The sequence below is a fragment of the Gordonia sp. NPDC003422 genome (genome assembly GCF_053588675.1).
This window is the reverse complement of sequence record NZ_JBSFQL010000004.1, coordinates 1-18,198: the sequence shown is the minus strand read 5'-3', so window position 1 is coordinate 18,198 and position 18,198 is coordinate 1. Positions and strand designations below refer to the sequence as shown.

The following is an 18,198-nucleotide window of genomic DNA, read 5'->3' as shown; positions in this document are numbered from 1 at the left end:
AACACGCACTTCGACATGCCCGCGAACGTGGCGAATTCACGGTCCGAGCCAGCGAACTCGCACGCCTCCGGACTGGGCCGGCCATGGCAGCACGCGCATCGGGCATATTGCCGATCCCGGTCAGACTGACCGGTGGGCCATACTGTTCGTTGACTCGTGCTTCGCTTCTCTGGAGGTTTCTGTGGCTGGTGGCCTCGTTGCCCTGCTCGACGACATCGCGGCCCTGACCAAGGTGGCCGCGGCGTCGATCGACGACATCGGCGCGGCAGCCGGTAAGGCCAGCGTCAAGGCGGCCGGGGTGGTCGTCGACGACACCGCCGTGACGCCGCGGTACGTCCACGGCTTCACCCCCGACCGCGAGCTGCCGATCGTCCGCAAGATCGCCGTCGGCTCGATTCGCAACAAGCTGCTGATCATCCTGCCGGTGGCGATGATCCTCAGTCAGTTTCTTCCTCAGGCGCTGCCGTATCTGCTGATCGCCGGCGGTCTGTTCCTCTCTTACGAGGGCGCCGAGAAGGTGTACGAGGCGTTCGGCGGTGGACACTCCCACGACCACGCCGACGACGACGTGCCGGCTGCGGAGAAGGGCCCGGAGTTCGAGAAGACGATGGTCAACGGCGCGATCCGCACCGACCTCATCTTGTCGGCGGAGATCATGGTGATCTCGTTGTCGTCGGTGGAATCCGAACCATTCCTGACACGGCTGTTGGTGCTCATCGTCGTCGCCTTCCTCATCACGATCCTCGTCTACGGCGTGGTCGGAGTGATCGTCAAGATGGACGACGTCGGGCTGTCGTTGGCGCAGCGCGAGTCGACGGTCAGCCAGCGAATTGGGCGTGGCCTGGTCAAGGCGATGCCGAAGATCATGTCCACGCTCACCGTCGTCGGTATCGCCGCCATGCTGTGGGTCGGTGGCCACATTCTGATCGTCAACGTCGGCGAGGCCGGATTCCACTGGCCCGCCGACCGTCTACACGACATCGAGCACTGGTTCGAAGAACTCGCCCATGGATTCGGGGGACTGTTGAGTTGGACCGCTGGGACGGTGGTGTCGGCGCTCGTGGGATTGGTGGTCGGCGCGATCATCGTGGTGATCATGCACTTCATCCCGCGGCGCAAAAAGAAGGAGCCTGCTGAGTCAGCGGCGTGATCGCCGAGCACTCAACACTGTCGCCACGCGGTTGCCCAGCACCTTCTCCACCGGATAGCGGTCGATCTGGTCCAGCGTCAGTCCAGCTTTGGGGCTGGTGATGCGCTGCAACTCGTCGCCACCAATGTCGGGAACCTCGAGTGCGATCTCGCGCGCTTCGTCGACGTCGATGTTCTCGTGGGTCCACAAGTAATCGGAGCCGCGGTGATGGTCCTCGGTCACAAACCAGTTGGCGATGAACATCGATCGGTTCGGGATCAGCGTCCACACCTTGCGCTGATCGATGAAAGCGCGGGCGTTCGGCTTGGTGGCTGCCAGCCAGTCCACGGACTCATCGTCGACGCGGATGAGACGCCAGAACTCCCAACCGTTGGTCGGCATCGTTACCTCCGAGAACTCGTTGTTTCTTGACTGTGACATCCGCACCGATGACACCGGTCAGCGTCGTCGTCTGGATTATCCAGTTGACGCCCATGTCACGTGTCATCGATGCGGATCTCACCACGACGTCGTGCGGGAAGACACCAGATCTGCCAGGGAGTCGGCAAGCGCCCGACGAGTAGTGATCTGTGCTTAGCTCAACACAGATTCACGGTGAGACCCCGTGCTCGAACGCGGGACGTCGCGAAGGAGCGCCATGGCTGACATCGACCCCGACGCCGTCCACACGTCGAGTCCGGACACCATCACCACGACCCTGAATGTCGATACCGCACAGGGACTTTCCGACACCGAAGCAGCGCATCGACGCGAAACCTCCGGCGCCAACCGGCTCGACGAACAAGCCGGCGAATCAGCTCTGCGCAAGATCGTCCGGCTGCTCGCCGACAAGATGACGCTGGTGCTCATCGCGGCCGCCGCCGTGAGCGCGGGGGTGTCGCACGAGTGGGAGACGCCGGTGGTGATCCTGCTGGTCATCACGTTGAACACGGTGCTCAATTACGTCCAGGAGTCGCGCGCGGAGGAGAGTCTCAAGGCGCTGCAGACGATGTCCATCGCGCGATCCCGCGTCCGGCGCGACGGTCGTGAGCAGCAGATCGATCGCACCGATCTGGTGCCCGGCGACGTCGTTCTCCTCGAGGCCGGTGACGCGATACCAGCCGACGGCCGAGTGGTCGAGGCGGCGCGATTGCAGGTGGCCGAGGCGGCGCTCACCGGTGAGTCGCAGCCCGTCGACAAGACCACCGAAGCCCTCGACGACCCCGACCTCCCCGTCGGCGACCGCACCAACATGCTCTACATGAACACCGAGATCACCCGCGGCCGCGCCGTCATGGTGGTCACGGCGACCGGCATGCACACCCAGATCGGCAAGATCGCCGGGCTGCTCGGCTCGGCGGGCACCGACAAGACCCCACTGCAGCGTCGCATCGATCAGCTGGCGACACTGCTGACGATCATCGCGATCGTCGTGGTCGTGATCGTGTTCGTTCTGGGTCTGCTTCGTGGCGAGTCGTGGGACGACCTCCTCCTCACCGCCGTGTCGCTTGCCGTCGCGACCATCCCCGAAGGCCTGACCGCCGTCGTCGCGTTCACTCTCGCGCTGGGTGCGTCGCGGCTGGCGAAACGCGGCGCCATCATCAAACAGCTCGCCGCGGTCGAGACGCTGGGAAGCACCACCCAGATCGCGACCGACAAGACCGGCACGCTCACGCTCAACGAGATGACGGTGCGACGCTTCCTGGCCGGCGGCAAGAGCTACCGCGTCACCGGTGAGGGGTACGCGACCGACGGCAACATCCTCAGCGACGGTGAGGAACCGCTGCCCGACTTCCGCCGCGCCTACCTGGCGATGTCGCTGTGCAACGACGCGTCGGTCTCCGAGGGAACGCTCGTCGGCGACCCCACCGAGGGTGCGCTCGTCGTCCTCGCCGAAAAGGGCGGCATCGACGTCGCGGGTGCGCGCGAAAGTCATCCGCGCCTCGGTGAGGTTCCGTTCGACTCCGACTACAAGTTCATGGCCACCTTCCACGAGACCAGCACACCCAACCCGCAGGACCGGGTGCGCTGTTACGCGAAGGGTGCGCCGGGCGTTCTGCTGACTCGCGCCAATCGTCTGCGCGGTGGCGACGGCGAGCGTGAACTCACCGACGCCGACCGTGACCGCATCACCGACGCGGTGGATTCCCTTGCACGCCAGGGGCTGCGCACCTTGATGATCGCCGGGCGCACCCTGGAAACACTGCCGTCCGACGTGGAGGGATTGTTCGACGCGGTGCAGGACCTCGTCGTCTACGCCGTCGTCGGCATCTTGGATCCGCCACGCCCCGAGGCGCGGGAAGCCATCAAGATCGCCCACGGTGCAGGCATCGGCGTCCACATGATCACCGGCGACCACCTCACCACCGCGAGCGCGATCGCCCACGATCTCGGCATCGACGGCGACTCCGTGTCGGGTAGTGACCTCGACCAGATCGACGACGACCAACTCGTATCTCGTGCTGAAGGATTCGGGGTCCTGGCCCGGGTCGCGCCCGAACACAAGATCCGCTACGTCGAATCCCTCCAGAAGGCGGGTGACGTCGTCGCCATGACCGGTGACGGCGTCAACGACGCACCCGCGCTCAAACAGGCCGACATCGGCATCGCCATGGGGATCACCGGCACCGACGTCTCCAAGGGCGCCGCCAAGATGATCCTCACAGACGACAACTTCGCCACCATCGTCGCGGCCGTGCGTGATGGGCGCGGCATCTACGCGAACATCATCAAGTTCGTGAAGTTCCAGCTCACCACCGCATGGGGATTCGTGATCATCTTCCTCACCGCGGGGGTGTTCGGGATCGCCGGCGGCGCACCGTTCACGGCGCTGCAGATCCTGTTGGTCAACATCATCATGGACGGCCCGCCGGCGCTGGCGCTCGGCGTCGACCCCACCGAACCCGACGTCATGCGTGAGAAACCACGGTCACCGTCGGAACAACTCCTCAACCGAAATCGGTTGGTCCGCATCCTGTTCCTGGGTGTCGTGATGTCGGTGGGCACGATCCTCGTGCTCGTCTTCGCCGACGACATCTTCCCCGACAGCGCCGACGACGCCCTGTTCGCAACAACTCTGGGCTTCACGACCTTCGTCTTCTACCAGGTCTTCAACCTGCTCAACGTGCGGTCGGATCGCCACTCGGTGTTCTCGTTGCAGACGTTCACCAATCAGGCCGTGTGGTTCGCCATCGTCGGCGTGATCATCCTGCAGATCGCGGTGCTGAATGTCGGTTTCCTGCAGAACCTTTTCGACACCACGTCGCTGACTGCTCCGCAGTGGGCGTTCGCGGTGGCGGTCGCATCGTCGGTGCTCTGGGCGGAGGAGATCCGGAAGGCCGTGGTGCGTATTGCCTTTCCGGTACAGGGGATCACAGCAACAACACCCACACAAACCGCAACACGATGACCGACAACCCCAGAATGGCGGTGGCCACAAGCCATCGTCGTGCCAGTCGATCTCGAGTCTCGCGATCGCGGTCGGGGCGATCCCGAAGGTAGACGTAGGCCGCGATGACGGCGCAGGCCGAGGCGGCAGTGCCGAGGACGAGCAGGACGATGAGGAGGGAGATCAGCGTTCGTCACCTGCCCTTCGAGGCTCGTCGCTTGCGCTCCTCACACCTCAGGGAGCGGAGGGAAGCGGCCACGAAGTTACGGCACGGCCGCCAGGATCGCGCGGATGTAGGCGTCAGATCGGTCCGACCCGATGATGCCCGGCGCCATCTTGTTCATGACATAGGAGATGGTGAGTCGCCGGTCGGGGAACATCGCGGTGATCGATCCACCCCACCCGCCCCAGAAGCAGATCCGCTCGTCGGGCAGCGAGGGTACGGTCACCGGCTCAGGCAGGCCGAATCCGATCCCGAAGCGTAACGGCACGCCGAGAACCAAATCCACGCCGCGCGCCTGCTCGTCGAAGATGTGGTCGATCGTCTTCTCGGACAACAGGTTCACGCCATCGACCGACCCACCGCGAGAGATCGCCGACAGTGTTCGCGCCAGCGCACGGGCATTCGAATGTCCGTTGAGCGCGCCCATGTCGGCACGACGCCACGCAATGCTGTTGGCGGCGTTGGCACTTGCGACCGGACCGGTGAAGGTGCGGATCATCGGCGAGTCGGCGGGCACCGACGAGAAGTCGAGATCGAGCGGCGGTGGCGGGATGATCTCGGCGATCCGCTCGTCGTCCTCGGGCTTGGCCCCGATCTGGAGGTCGACGCCGAGCGGCCCGGCGATCTCGTCGGCGACGAACTGTTTGAGGTGCTTGCCGGTCACGCGTCGCACGATCTCACCGAGCAGATGCCCCTGGTTCTGCGCGTGATAGCCCGACGCGGTACCCGGCTCCCACCACGGCGCCTGCCGGGCCAACTGGCCGACGGATTTGTCCCAGTCGTACATGTCGGTGATGGTGAACGGCTGATCCCAGCCCGATACCCCCGACGTGTGCGCCATGACGTGGCGCACCTCGATCGCTTCCTTGCCGTTCTGCGCGAACTCCGGCCAATAGGTGGCCACCGGCGAGTACAGATCCACCAGGCCCCGCTCGACCAGCATCAGCACCGCGAGGGCGGTGACCTCCTTGGTCGTCGACCACACGTTGACGATGGTGTCGCGGTCCCACGGCAGCGTGCGAGCCGCATCGCGGTGACCGCCCCACAGGTCGACCACGAGGTCGCCGTCGATATCCACGGCGATCGCGGCACCGAGCTCTTCACCCGACGCAAGTTGCTCGGATAGCGCGTCCCGGACGCCGGCGAAGCGCGAGTCCGCTTCGCCGTGTACCTCGATGTCGGCGCCATTGCCCACGTCGGTCTCCTCACTCGGTGATCCCCGCGTCTCGATGGTAGGTCGCAGTTTGGTGACCGGGGGCGAAACGGCGGCCAAGTCTGACTACAGTTGTGATCAGATAATCGGTCCGACGGGGGTGCCACGATGACCATCAGCAACGACGCAGATGTCACGCTCGACGAGAACTCACTGCTGTGGCGCTATCTCGGCGACCGCCGGTTCGTCATGTCGATCTGCCGTGCGGTGTCGCTACAGATGCTGCACCCGTCGATCGCGTCGGCCACCCACGAGTTCTCGCTGGTCAAGCGCCGCGTCTTTGTGCACAAGCAGCGCACGGCACCGTGCATCGTGCGGTCGGCGTACGACGCGGACTTCGACGAGGTGCGCATGATCCGCTACAGCCACGACGAGTTCCACGGCCAACGCCCCGACGGTCGGCGCTACCACGCGCTCAACCCCGACGTGTTCTTCTTCGAACACGCCACCTACGTCGACGCCCTGTTCACGTGTGTCGATGTCTTCTTCGGCGGCCTGACCGAGCCAATGCGGGAACAGCTCTACGCCGAGACCTGCGAGTGGTATCGCCGCTTCGGTATCTCGTCGCGCGTGATGCCCGCGACCCTTGCCGAGTTCGACGAGTACTTCGCATATGCACTCGCGACCGAACTCGACCCCGAACCTGGCCTGGCCTGGTACCGCGATCAACTCCTGCGACCCGACTACTGGTTCTTCAAGAAGCTCCCTACCGCCGCAGTGCGGGCCATCCAGCACCCGGTCGCCGCCGAGTACCTGGGCATCACGCAGTCCGACGGAGACCGACGCGCCCTGAAGCGTTATGCGTCAAGGCTTTCGGCCATCGACGCGGTGGCACCGACACGGAACATCTGGCCAGACGAGGTGCGCGACAGGGTGATTGCCGCGCGTCGGAGATCTTCTGATCGCTGAGATCGGGGCACACCATCCGCTGCCCGATCCGCAAACAACCAATCTGCCAGTTCACGTCGCTACCCACCTGGCCGCAACACCGAGTTCGACAAGCCCAGCGAGGAGCCTCGAATGCCCGATCAGAGTCGACCAAGCCGGCACACCACGCCCGCGTGATCACTCAATCTGACTCCGTCGATCTGCCCCGGCCAGGTCCGAAGTTCGACGCACTCCATCGTTGACGCGACATGATCGATCAGTGGTCCATGCTCGACCTCGCCGGCCGAATGCACCCGCCAGGGCGACAGCAGGTCGGTCAGACGTTGCGCCACTCGGATCGGTTGGCGCGCACGAGGTATCCGCTGATTGAAGTCGCCGGCCACCACAGTAGGCAGCCGGTCATCGAAACGACTTGCCAGCTCCTCGATCTGGTCGCAACACTCGAGATGCTCCGACCAGTTGGTCGCATCCTTTCGCCCGGTGGTCACGTGCGCGCTCGACCACGGGATGCACACAGCCAGAATCTGAATCTCCCCGATTGGAGTGTGGTTCCGAGCAGCTACCACGCGGCCTTTCCCGGCGCCCCGGTCGAGCTGGACGATCTCGGTCAGCGGCCAGCGGGACCACAGCAGAGTCTTGCGGCGATGGGCAGCAGCGTCGTATCCCCAGTCGTCACCTGCATCGACGACATGCCCGTGGTCGGGGAGCAACCAGTGTTGCCCCTCGGTCACGATCCAGACGTCAGCGTCGACGGCACAGATCTGCCTGCGTACCGCCGCACCCCTGCCGGACGTCGGCGCCCATTCGGTGTTCCACGAGGCCACGGTGATGGTGTGCGCATCCACGAGGCAAGCCTATGACTCGACGCCTGGACGTCCCACACGTGGTAGAAACACACCAATGCGTCGACGATCGATTCTGCGGTTGGTCACCCTTCTGCTGGCCGGCACCGTCGCGGTCGGGTGCGCCAACGAAACCCTCTCGCAACGTTCGGCTTCGGCGTCGCCATCGCAGAATGTGAGCCCGTCGATCATCTCGCCGCCAGGCAGCGTCACCGTTTCGCCGACGCGGATTCCGCCAGTGTCATCGGACGCCCGGTCTGTCGGTTTCATCGATGTCCGTAGCGTCGTGCCCGACGCGCTGATCGACCTGCGCTACGCGACCCCGCACAACTTCGTCGGGGTGCGGCTGTATCCGGCGAACGCGCGCTGCCTGGTTCATCGATCGATGGGTCCGGGCTTGCGCCGAGCCGCGCAAGAACTGCGACGCAGCAACGAGGTGTTGGTGTTCTGGGACTGTTACCGCCCGCATTCGGTGCAGCAGACGATGTACGAGAAGGTGTCGAATCCCGCGTGGGTTGCGGCGCCGGGGCCGTATTCGCGGAGCCATGAGTCGGGTCGGTCGGTCGACGTGACGTTGGCGGCTCGTCGCGCGGGTTGCCCGGCGAATCGCCGCATCGCCGACCGCTGCCTCGTGGAGATGGGTACCGACTTCGACTCTTTCACCCCGGCGGCGACGGCCTATGCCACCGACGGGGTGTCGGCCGCGGCGCAACGCAATCGCGCGAGATTGCGGGCCGCGATGTCGGCAGGCGGGCTGTCGGTGTACTCGGGCGAGTGGTGGCACTTCGACGGTGCCGGCGCGGACGTCCGACGACCGATCATCGACGTACCGCCCTACTGACCAGCCGCCAGAAACTCATCGAAAGAATTCTCGAGAAATCCCTTGCGAGGCCCGCTCGGAGCGGGTACTCCCGAACACGGGTTCGAGGGGCGGCTTTCGGGGGTGAGCATCGGATGTGTGATGTATCGGGTCTTCGGTGACAGTTCTGTGTCAGGACTTCGGTGACAGCTGGTGTGTCAGGACTTCGGTGACGGTCTGGTCTTCGTGGGGCGTGGGCCGCGGGGTTGTCGGTTGCCGACGTAGCGAACTCCGGAAGCGGGTCGAGGGTGTTCGACTACGACCTCTCCATCGGTGTTCGCGATGACGATCGCGCTGTCGTCGGCGACGACGAGGACCTGGTCGAAGGCGTGGTCCACATCGACCATGTAGGTGACTGAGTCCACGCTGATGGTGCCGGAAGTGCTGACAGTCCTGACCAGGACGCCCTCGGGTAGATCGGCGGTTGGGCGCGGCGCGGGCGGGCGCGATGTAGGCCGATTGAACAGTGATCCACCGGCTATCGGGTGTGGCGCATGGGCTTTCGGTGTGGCTTGCCACGCGGCCAGTGGCGTGACGCGCCCTGGCAGGCCCTGGTGAGGCCGTTGGGTGTTGTAGATGTGATCGAACGCATCAACCTGGGCCTGCAGCTCGGCCAGGGTGTCAGCCAATGGCTGCTTGTCCAGATACCGGAACAACGTCTGATGGAATCGCTCGTTCTTTCCCTGCGTGGTCGGCTTGTAGGGCTTGCCGGTGATCGTTTCCACCCCGAGCACGCGGACGTGCTCGACGAGCTGACCGAGACGGCCGCGCCGCGAGGGGTTGAGCGCGGGCCCATTGTCGGTGAGGAGTCGTTGAGGTACTCCGTGGGCGGTCACTGCCTTGTCGAACACGGCGATCGCAGCCTCAGCCGTTTCGCCTGCGGCCACATGTGAGCCCACGGCGTAGCGAGAGCGATCGTCGATGAGCTGCAGGATGACGCACCTGCGTCCACCGGTCAGGACGTACTCGGTGCCATCGAGTTGCCAGCACGCATTCGGCGCCGGGTAGACGAACCTCCGCCACGCCGAGCGGGGCTTCTTCTTTGGCTCACGGCGAGCGACACCGGCTTCGCGGAAGATCCGGGCCAGCGAGGCCGTTGAGGGCACCTGAGTCAACCCCATCGACTGCATCTTGTCGTGCACGCTGATCGGCCCGTGATCCAGACCTGAGGCTTCCAGAGCGGCGCGCACGGCCACCGCCTGCGCTTTGACCTCGTCATTGAGCGCTGACGGGCTCGACTTCGGGCGGCGGGTGCGGGGTTCCAGGACCGCCGACGGCCCATCCGCTCGTGCTCGTTTACGCAACTCGTAGAACGACTTCCGCGAAATCCCGTGTTCGGCGCAGAATGTCGAGACCGCTCCGCGGGGTGCATCATCAGGCCACTGCGAGATCGCCAGCCGCACGACAGGATCGATAGGTTCGTTAACTACCACCACCTGAGCGTCGAGTGCTTGCAGTGTGAACCGAAGGCCAGGGTGCCGGCTTGGCTGGAGCCCATCGGGCGTGTCGTACCCGCTAAACGGAATCGACGCCTTGTCGCTTGCATCGACGTATGTCAATATTGACGAGTGTCGAATAAGAATCTTCTGCTGCCACCGGGCCGCGGCCTCAGTGGTGACCAGACCGGGGCTGTCACCCCACTGTTGAAGGCGCTTGCGGACCCGGTTCGGTTGCGGTTGTTGTCCGAGGTTGCCGCGCATCCGGGAGGCGAAGCCTGCGTGTGCGACATTTCCGGACCCTTCGAGCTGTCGCAGCCGACGATCTCACATCACCTGAAGGTGCTGCGCGAAGCGGGCTTGGTGACCAGTGAGCGCCGCGCGACGTGGGTGTACTACCGGGTGAACGCTGAAGCGCTGCAGCAACTGTCGGACCTGCTGGACGATCTCGCCACGGTCGTGGGGGAAACACGCTCGTGTGAGGTGGGCCAGTGACCGCCCCCGACACCGCGGTCGCGGGCAAGCTGTCGATGCTGGACCGATTCCTGCCGGTGTGGATCGGCGCCGCGATGGTCGCCGGCCTGCTGCTGGGCCGCAACGTTCCCGGCCTGGGAGACGCCCTGGCGGCCGTGGAGATCGACGGCATCTCGCTGCCGATCGCTCTCGGACTGCTGATCATGATGTATCCGGTGCTGGCGAAGGTGCGCTACGACCGACTCGACTCGGTCACCGGCGATCGTCGCCTGCTGCTGGGATCGCTGCTGCTGAACTGGATCGTCGGACCCGCGTTGATGTTCGCGCTGGCCTGGCTTCTGCTCCCCGACCTACCGGAGTACCGGACCGGACTGATCATCGTCGGTCTGGCGCGCTGTATCGCGATGGTCATCATCTGGAACGACCTGGCATGCGGCGACCGCGAAGCCGCTGCCGTCCTCGTCGCACTGAACTCGGTGTTCCAGGTGATCATGTTCGCCGTGCTGGGCTGGTTCTACCTCTCGGTGCTACCCGGATGGCTCGGCCTGGAACAGACGACCATCGACACCTCGCCGTGGCAGATCGCGAAATCGGTGCTGATCTTCCTCGGAATCCCCCTGGTCGCCGGCTACCTCACCCGCCGCATCGGCGAACGGACGAAAGGTCGCGACTGGTACGAGTCCGTCTTTCTACCGCGTCTCGGGCCGTGGGCGCTCTACGGTCTGCTGTTCACGATCGTCATCCTGTTCGCGCTGCAGGGTGAACAGATCACCTCCCAGCCCTGGGACGTCGTGCGGATCGCTCTCCCGCTGCTGATCTACTTCGCGGTGATGTGGGGCGGCGGCTTCGTTCTCGGCGCCGCGATGGGACTGGGATACGAGCGCACCACGACGCTCGCGTTCACCGCTGCGGGCAACAACTTCGAGCTCGCCATCGCCGTGGCGATCGCCACCTACGGTGCGACCTCCGGCCAGGCCCTGGCCGGAGTCATCGGCCCACTCATCGAGGTCCCTGTCCTCGTCGCCCTCGTGTACGTGTCCCTGGCACTGCGGAAACGCTTCACCACGCCAACCACTGCCTCCAGCCCGGATGTGTCGAAGGAGCCTGTTCGCGATGCCTGAGAATGTGTTGGACGAGCAGCTGAGTCGCGGTGAACACCGCGCCCAACCCGAACTGTTGATGCCTCATACCGTGCTCGCCCGTACCGCAGCTGACTTGGCCGTCAAGTATGAGGGGGTGGTGTCTCGCCAGACGGTGGAACGCTGTGTGTTCGAGTCCTACACCGCGTTACGGCGCACCTCCCGGGTGCATGCGCACCTGACGACCTTGGCGGGCCGGTTCGCTGCTGATCGGTTACGCGCCCTGGCCCAATCCGATGGATCGGTGCCCAAGGATGTGCCCGAGGTCTTGTTCATCTGCGTGCAGAACGCCGGCCGCTCGCAGATGGCCGCAGGATTGTTGACCCACCACGCCGCTGGGCGGGTACACGTGCGCTCGGCCGGGTCAGCACCCGCGCACTCGATCAACCCGACCGTCGTCGAAGCAATGAGCGAGATCGGCGTCGACTTGGGCACGCAGTACCCCAAACCGCTCACCGACGATGTAGTCGCCGCCGCCGACGTGGTCGTAGCCATGGGTTGCGGCGACGCGTGTCCGATCTATCCCGGCAAACGCTATCTGGACTGGACGGTCTCAGACCCCCAGGGCCGCCCCCTCGACGAGGTTCGCGCGATCCGCGACGATCTTGACGCCCGAGTTCGTGATCTTCTCACCGAACTCACCACCGAACGTGTGTGACGTACCTGATGTTCCTTCACCGCTGAAAGGGCTTGTGTCTCATGTCTACATCTCGACCTAGCGTGCTGTTTGTGTGTGTCCACAACGCTGGCCGATCGCAGATGGCAGCCGGCTTCCTCACCGCCTTGAGCCAGGGCAGCGTCGAGGTCCGCTCCGCCGGATCTGCTCCCGCCGACTCCATCAACCCGGCCGCGGTCGAGGCGATGGCCGAAGCCGGTATCGACATCTCCGCACAGTCACCGAAGATCCTCACCCCCGACACCGTCGAATCCTCCGACGTGGTGATCACCATGGGCTGTGGCGATGCATGCCCGGTGTTCCCCGGCGTCAGCTACCGGGACTGGGCCCTCGACGACCCAGCCGGCCAAGGCATCGACGCGGTCCGCCCTATCCGCGATCAGATCCGCGGACTCGTCGCGAACCTCCTCGACGAACTGGTACCCGCCGACCAGCAGGTCGGCCAGTGAGCACACCACCGCAGGTGCTGTTCGTGTGCGTGTCCAACCGCGGCAAATCGGTGATGGCCGAACACCTCGCACCCACGGTCACCGACCGGATCACCCCGTCCTCGGCCGGCACCAGCGCGAAGATCGGCGGCCAGGTCAACGACCTGTCCGCCCAGGCGCTCGCCGAAGTCGGCGCCACCGTGGACGGGCATCAGCCGCGGCAACTCACCGACGAACTGATGCAAACTGCAGATCTCGTCGTGGTGGTCGGCACCGCCGACGTCACCCCACCCGACGGCGTCGCCCTCGAAGTGTGGAACACCGACGAACCCTCCGAACGGGGCATCGACGGTATCGAACGGATGCGACTAATCCGCGACGACATCACCAACCGGATCCGCGCCCTCGCCGACCGCATCGCGCGGTAGGCGAGAACGCGAACCGAGGCTGTCAGCAGCAGGCTGTGCGCGCCTCGGCCTGGTCTGCGGCGCTGCCGCCGCAGCACACCGAGCCCTGCTCGGCGTCCTCGGTGGCGTTCTGTTCCAACAGTTTCGGGCTGGCCCCGAACGTCTCGGAGTCAGCGAGCACGGTGTAGACCTCCCACTTCTCCTTCGCCGGGCCGGTCACCCACACCTTGTCCTGCGTCGCGAAACAACAGGTCGAGTTGATCTCCTCCTGCGTGAACAGGCCCTCACCGGACAGCCGCGCGATCGGGTGCACGTCGAGTGCTGAAGCAGCTGACCCCGGTGGGCCTGAGATTCGTGACCTTTCGAACGTTTGTCAGATGGAATGCATCCACCACCTGGCGCCAACAGTGCAGGTTCCTGCGTCGGTATCGCGGCACTGAGATCCCCGTGTTCTGGCTGCCGTCGGGCCATCCCGGCGGGCATCGCAGGCAGTCGCCGGATTCCCCACTGACTACATATAGACGTCGGTCTATTTTTCACTCGCGTACCCCTCCGTGTTCACCCCCCATTCATATAGACACTGTTCTATACGTCCGTGTGGGCTTGATCAGTTCGGCCTTCCAATCGTTCACCTACAGACAGGATTTGACAGGTGTTTGCCCTTCGGAAAAGTGCGCTAGTGGCGCTCGCCGTGTCCGGCATGGCGTTGAGCCTGGCGGCGTGTGGTGGACAAAGCTCGAGCGGATCGTCCGGTGACGGACTCAGTGGAGATGTCATCGTGGACGGGTCCTCGACGGTCGAGCCGTTGAGCTCGGCGGCGGCGACGATGTTCCGAGATCAAGAACCGGGTGTCAACGTCACCGTGGCGACCTCGGGGACCGGAGGCGGGTTCAAGCGCTTCTGTGCCGGCGAAACGGACATCTCTGACGCCTCACGACCGATCAGCGAGGACGAGAAGGCGGCTTGCGCGAAGAGCGGTGTGGAGTTCACCGAGATCATCGTGGCCAACGATGGCTTGTCTCTCGTGGTCAACCCTGAGAACGAGTGGGCGGACTGCCTGACGACCAAGCAGTTGGCAACGATCTGGGGTCCGCAGTCAGAGAACACGGTAACCACCTGGAACCAAGTGGATCCATCGTTCCCCAACGAGAAACTTGACCTGTTTGGCGCCGGCACCGATTCGGGTACCTTCGACTACTTCACCGAAGCGATCAACGGTGAGGAAGGCGCGATCCGCACCGACTACACGCCGTCTGAGGATGACAACCTGACTGTGCAGGGTGTCAGCGGCTCCAAAGGCGCGCTCGGCTTCTTTGGGCTGAGCTATGCCGAGGAGAACTCCGAGGCGGTCAAACTCGTCGCCGTCGACAATGGCGCGGGGTGCATCACGCCGAGCAAGCAGACCGTCCAGGACGGCACCTACGCCCCGCTGGGTCGGCCGCTGTTCATCTACGTCAACAACAAGAGCTACACCGACAAGCCAGCGGTACGTGGTTTTGTCGACTTCTACATCGACAACGAGGAGCAGGTTGCCGAAGACGCCCTGTTCATCGACCTGACCGATGAACAGAAGCAGACCGCACAGAGAGAACTTGGCAGCCTCGTCGGCTGAGATCCACGATGAGCACTCCGACACTGGCTCCCGCTAAACGACCCAACGAAGAATACTCAGTCACCCGTGGCACGTCGCGTTACGGCGAACGGCTAGTCCATCTGCTGTTGCAATTGGCGGCGTGGCTCTCAATTGCGATCACCGTGGGGATCGTGATCTCGCTTCTGATCCCTGCACTGAGCTTCTTCGCTGACGTCTCGGTATGGGAGTTTCTGACCGGCACCCGGTGGGCTCCCCAGTTCGCCAACCCGTCGTTTGGGGTGCTCCCGCTGGTTACCGCCACCCTGTGGACCACCGCCATCGCTCTTGCGGTGGCGGTGCCCTGCGGGCTGGGAGTGGCAATCTACCTCGCCGAATACGCCCGCCCGCAAGTGCGTAAGTGGCTTAAACCGATCCTGGAACTGCTTGCTGGCATACCCACCGTGGTCTTCGGGTTTTTCGCGCTGTCGTTTGTGGCGCCGACGATCCTGCAGGGATGGCTCAGCCTGGATGTCGGTACATTCTCCATCCTGGCTGCAGGTCTGGTGATGGGGGTGATGATCATTCCGACCATCGCCTCGCTGTCAGAGGACGCAATGTCTGCGGTCCCGCTGGCGCTACGCCAGGGATCCTCGGCGCTGGGCGCCAACCGCATGCAGACATCGCTACGCGTCGTCTTCCCAGCCGCCCTGTCCGGGATCGTCGCGGCCATCGTGCTCGGAATATCCCGGGCTATCGGCGAAACGATGATCGTGGCCATCGCCGCGGGCGCGCGTCCCCAAATGGTCACAGACCCGACGATGGAGGGAGCGACTATGACCGGGTTCATCGCCCGCATGGCTCTTGGCGATTCACGAGTGGGCTCGCTGGAGTACAACACTCTCTTCGCCGTCGGGCTCTTGCTGTTCGTACTGACCTTGGGCGTCAACGCCGTCAGCATCAAACTCGTCCGCCGCTTCCGACAGGAGTACTGATGTCACTCAACACCCCGATACGCAGCGATACTGCTGCTAACACACAGACTCCGATACCTGCCAACGGCCGCAGCAAGGAACGCAGCCCGGCAGCGATGGTGTTTCTTATCCTGCTGTGGCTGAGTCTGTTCGTCGCTTTCGCCACCTTGGTGGCATTGATCGTCACCACGCTCTCGGAGGGCGCGGGACGGTTGAACACCGACCTGTTCACCGAATATCCCTCGTCGAGGCCGGCCGAAGCCGGTGCCCGGCCAGCCATCCTCGGATCGATGTGGGTCATCGGCACCACTGCGGTGTTGGCCATCCCACTCGGTATTGCGGCCGCACTCCATCTCGAAGAGTTCGCCGACCGCAAACACTGGATCAACCGCCTCATCGAGGTCAACATCCAGAACCTCTCGGCAATCCCGTCGATCATCTACGGCATGCTCGCCATCGGCACGCTCGCACTGATTGGCGTGGGCAACAAGAACATCGTGATCGGTGGCGCGTTGGCGCTCGCGCTGCTCATCCTGCCTGTCATCATCATCGCGACCCGCGAGTCGCTGCGCGCTGTACCGCGGGAAATGCGAGAAGGGTCCCTGGCTTTGGGCTCGTCCGAACTGCAGACGGCCTGGCGCATCACCCTTCCTTCGGCCATCCCCGGAATCGCGACCGGCACCATCCTGGCACTCTCGCGGGCCCTCGGCGAAGCAGCGCCCCTGCTACTCCTCGGCGCGCTGGTATTCATCTCCTTCGACCCCAACGGCCTGATGAGCGGATTCACCACCATGCCGATTCAAATCTATGGCTGGACAGGCGCACCGCAGGCGGGCTTTCGAGAGTTGGCCGCAGCCACCTCCATCCTCTTGGTGGGAATGCTCCTACTCATGAACGCACTGGCCATCATCATCCGCAACCGTTATCAGCGTCGCTGGTGACCAACTCTAGGAATCCTCAGATGCAGCAACGATCCGCCACCACAGATCCGCGAACCGATACCTCACCTGCCGACTCCGCTCGGGAACTGACCACCCGCCCCACCCCGGCAACGCATCGCCAGCTGTCAACCAACCCGGTTCACGTCCTCGAGTGCGACCACGTCGATGTCTTCTACGGAGATTTCCTCGCGGTACGTCAAGTGTCGCTGGCATTCGCGCGCAACGAGATCACCGCGCTCATCGGCCCGTCGGGGTGTGGGAAGTCAACAATCCTGCGCTCATTGAACCGGATGAACGATCTCGTCGACGGCGCCAGGGTTGCCGGGGAAGTTCGCTACCGCGGCCAGAACCTCTACGCCAAAGGTGTCGACCCGATCGAGGTACGCCGCCGCATCGGGATGGTCTTCCAAAAACCCAACCCGTTCCCAAAGTCGATCTATGACAACATCGCCTACGGCCCTCGAGTCACCGGCATGAAGGTTGAGTCGATGGACGACCTCGTCGAAAGTGCACTCACCCGGGCAGCTCTCTGGGACGAGGTCAAGGACAAGCTCAAACAGTCCGCATACGGCCTGTCCGGAGGACAGCAGCAGCGACTGTGCATTGCTCGCACCATCGCTGTCGAACCCGATGTCATCCTCATGGATGAACCGTGCGCGTCACTGGACCCGATCGCCACGATGCGTATCGAAAACCTGATGACCGAACTGCGGGATCGCTTTACGATCATCATCGTCACTCACAACATGCAGCAGGCCGCGCGCGTGGCTGACCGCACGGCCTTCTTCACCGCCACCGTCGACGAAACATCCGGAGATCGAACCGGCGAACTGGTCGAGTTCGCTTCAACGATCAAAATTTTCGAGAACCCTGACGACAAGCGGACCGAGGACTACATCACCGGCCGGTTCGGCTGAGCAATGCTCCCGCTTGTGACCCCTGCACGGCTCCGAAACAGCAGGCGACGGCCCCCCGGTTGTGCGACGGTAGTGCTCGTAGACCCCAACGGTTCCGATGAGGAAGCGCGAAAAGCGTTACATGCCGAAGCTATCGACCTGCATACCTGTCTCGATCCATTGCATGCGGCGGCGACCATCGGCCTACACAACGTCGATGTCGTCGTCCTCCATGCCGACCTCGGTGCACTAGCGATGGAGCAGTTCACCCAGATCGCGCATGGTGAACTAGGCCTACCGGTACTGATCGCCTACCACCGAGAGCACCTCCAGACTTTGGGGCCCGCGGTGCTGGCGGGCGCCCGCCCGGTCATCGACCTCCCCTACGAGAGCGGGCAATTAACCGCCGCGATCCTTCACGTCGCACCCGCGCCCGGCCCGTCGGCGCTGGTCGTCGGTGATCTGTCCGTCGACCCCGGCGCATACAGTGCCCGCCTCAACGGCCAGCCAATCGTACTGACCGCCCTCGAGTTCGAGCTGCTCTACGAACTAGCCAGCGCGGCCGGCGCGGTGATCACCAAGCAACAATTCGTACAACGGTTTTGGAGCGATCTCACTTCTGACGAGGCTCAAGGAAGTTCCCCAGGTGTGCTCATTGAAATTCCCCACCTGTGGGCGCTCCTACTGTAGCGACCTTCGGGTTGGCGCGGTGGCG

Annotated in this window: 18 protein-coding genes and 1 pseudogene; 14 read left to right on the top strand and 5 right to left on the bottom strand. The window is 64.1% G+C overall.

Annotated elements, in window-relative coordinates; genetic code table 11:
* The first annotated feature begins 181 nt into the window (after positions 1-181).
* Entirely contained in the window at positions 182-1,150 is a 969-nt protein-coding gene (locus ACWDTF_RS04975) for a DUF808 domain-containing protein (RefSeq protein ID WP_449754033.1), read from the top strand.
* Here the strand turns inward: ACWDTF_RS04975 and ACWDTF_RS04970 are convergent.
* Positions 1,139-1,531 (bottom strand): hypothetical protein, encoded by a 393-nt coding sequence (locus tag ACWDTF_RS04970; protein WP_355277879.1) that lies wholly within the window; start codon positions 1,529-1,531, stop codon positions 1,139-1,141. The genes ACWDTF_RS04975 and ACWDTF_RS04970 overlap by 12 nt on opposite strands.
* A gap of 256 nt (positions 1,532-1,787) precedes the next feature.
* On the opposite strand from ACWDTF_RS04970, the gene ACWDTF_RS04965 reads away from it, so the two are divergent.
* Entirely contained in the window at positions 1,788-4,538 is a 2,751-nt protein-coding gene (locus ACWDTF_RS04965; protein ID WP_449754032.1) for a cation-translocating P-type ATPase, read from the top strand.
* A gap of 242 nt (positions 4,539-4,780) precedes the next feature.
* Here the strand turns inward: ACWDTF_RS04965 and ACWDTF_RS04960 are convergent, their stop codons facing one another.
* The gene (locus ACWDTF_RS04960) at positions 4,781-5,935 is read right to left on the bottom strand and encodes a serine hydrolase domain-containing protein (protein ID WP_449754031.1); all 1,155 of its coding nucleotides are present in this window, start codon (positions 5,933-5,935) and stop codon (positions 4,781-4,783) included.
* Between the two features lie 126 nt (positions 5,936-6,061).
* Between ACWDTF_RS04960 and ACWDTF_RS04955 the strand changes: the two genes are divergently transcribed.
* A complete protein-coding gene (locus ACWDTF_RS04955) occupies positions 6,062-6,862 on the top strand; it encodes an oxygenase MpaB family protein (RefSeq protein ID WP_449754030.1) in 801 nt (266 codons plus the stop codon).
* A 119-nt stretch (positions 6,863-6,981) separates the two neighbouring features.
* Here ACWDTF_RS04955 and ACWDTF_RS04950 read toward each other — a convergent pair whose 3' ends face one another.
* On the bottom strand, positions 6,982-7,686 hold the full coding sequence (locus ACWDTF_RS04950; RefSeq protein ID WP_449754029.1) for an endonuclease/exonuclease/phosphatase family protein: 705 nt from the start codon (positions 7,684-7,686) through the stop codon (positions 6,982-6,984).
* A 55-nt stretch (positions 7,687-7,741) separates the two neighbouring features.
* Between ACWDTF_RS04950 and ACWDTF_RS04945 the strand changes: the two genes are divergently transcribed.
* Entirely contained in the window at positions 7,742-8,524 is a 783-nt protein-coding gene (locus tag ACWDTF_RS04945) for a M15 family metallopeptidase (protein WP_449754028.1), read from the top strand.
* A 176-nt stretch (positions 8,525-8,700) separates the two neighbouring features.
* On the opposite strand, the gene ACWDTF_RS04940 is transcribed toward ACWDTF_RS04945, so the two are convergent.
* Positions 8,701-9,978 (bottom strand): integrase core domain-containing protein, encoded by a 1,278-nt coding sequence (locus tag ACWDTF_RS04940; RefSeq protein ID WP_449754027.1) that lies wholly within the window; start codon positions 9,976-9,978, stop codon positions 8,701-8,703.
* A gap of 132 nt (positions 9,979-10,110) precedes the next feature.
* On the opposite strand from ACWDTF_RS04940, the gene ACWDTF_RS04935 reads away from it, so the two are divergent.
* Genes ACWDTF_RS04935 through ACWDTF_RS04915 form a run of 5 tightly spaced genes read left to right on the top strand, consistent with a single transcriptional unit; the run spans position 10,111 to position 13,123 of the window.
* On the top strand, positions 10,111-10,473 hold the full coding sequence (locus tag ACWDTF_RS04935; protein ID WP_109239101.1) for an ArsR/SmtB family transcription factor: 363 nt from the start codon (positions 10,111-10,113) through the stop codon (positions 10,471-10,473).
* Entirely contained in the window at positions 10,470-11,573 is a 1,104-nt protein-coding gene (arsB, locus tag ACWDTF_RS04930) for an ACR3 family arsenite efflux transporter (RefSeq protein WP_449754026.1), read from the top strand. Before ACWDTF_RS04935 ends, arsB begins: the two co-directional genes overlap by 4 nt.
* Positions 11,566-12,249: an arsenate reductase ArsC gene (locus tag ACWDTF_RS04925; RefSeq protein ID WP_449754025.1), complete on the top strand. Its 684-nt coding sequence runs from the start codon at positions 11,566-11,568 to the stop codon at positions 12,247-12,249. Before arsB ends, ACWDTF_RS04925 begins: the two co-directional genes overlap by 8 nt.
* A gap of 41 nt (positions 12,250-12,290) precedes the next feature.
* Entirely contained in the window at positions 12,291-12,716 is a 426-nt protein-coding gene (locus tag ACWDTF_RS04920) for an arsenate reductase ArsC (protein WP_449754024.1), read from the top strand.
* Positions 12,713-13,123, top strand: a complete 411-nt coding sequence (locus ACWDTF_RS04915; protein ID WP_449754023.1) for an arsenate-mycothiol transferase ArsC — start codon at positions 12,713-12,715, stop codon at positions 13,121-13,123. The genes ACWDTF_RS04920 and ACWDTF_RS04915 overlap by 4 nt, the downstream gene beginning before the upstream one ends.
* 22 nt (positions 13,124-13,145) lie before the next feature.
* Here the strand turns inward: ACWDTF_RS04915 and ACWDTF_RS04910 are convergent.
* Positions 13,146-13,406 (bottom strand): annotated as a pseudogene (locus ACWDTF_RS04910) (glyoxalase/bleomycin resistance/dioxygenase family protein); the annotation flags it as partial.
* 348 nt (positions 13,407-13,754) lie between these two features.
* On the opposite strand from ACWDTF_RS04910, the gene ACWDTF_RS04905 reads away from it, so the two are divergent.
* From ACWDTF_RS04905 to ACWDTF_RS04885, 5 genes are all read left to right on the top strand, one after another.
* Positions 13,755-14,714, top strand: coding sequence for a PstS family phosphate ABC transporter substrate-binding protein (locus tag ACWDTF_RS04905; protein WP_449754022.1), 960 nt, complete (start codon positions 13,755-13,757; stop codon positions 14,712-14,714).
* Positions 14,715-14,722: 8 nt separating this feature from the next.
* Positions 14,723-15,667 (top strand): phosphate ABC transporter permease subunit PstC, encoded by a 945-nt coding sequence (gene pstC, locus ACWDTF_RS04900; RefSeq protein WP_449754021.1) that lies wholly within the window; start codon positions 14,723-14,725, stop codon positions 15,665-15,667.
* Positions 15,667-16,587, top strand: a complete 921-nt coding sequence (gene pstA, locus ACWDTF_RS04895) for a phosphate ABC transporter permease PstA (protein WP_449754020.1) — start codon at positions 15,667-15,669, stop codon at positions 16,585-16,587. The genes pstC and pstA overlap by 1 nt, the downstream gene beginning before the upstream one ends.
* Positions 16,588-16,709: 122 nt before the next feature.
* Positions 16,710-17,504 (top strand): phosphate ABC transporter ATP-binding protein PstB, encoded by a 795-nt coding sequence (pstB, locus tag ACWDTF_RS04890; RefSeq protein ID WP_449754101.1) that lies wholly within the window; start codon positions 16,710-16,712, stop codon positions 17,502-17,504.
* Positions 17,505-17,576: 72 nt separating this feature from the next.
* Positions 17,577-18,173, top strand: a complete 597-nt coding sequence (locus ACWDTF_RS04885; RefSeq protein WP_449754019.1) for a response regulator transcription factor — start codon at positions 17,577-17,579, stop codon at positions 18,171-18,173.
* Positions 18,174-18,198 lie beyond the last annotated feature (25 nt).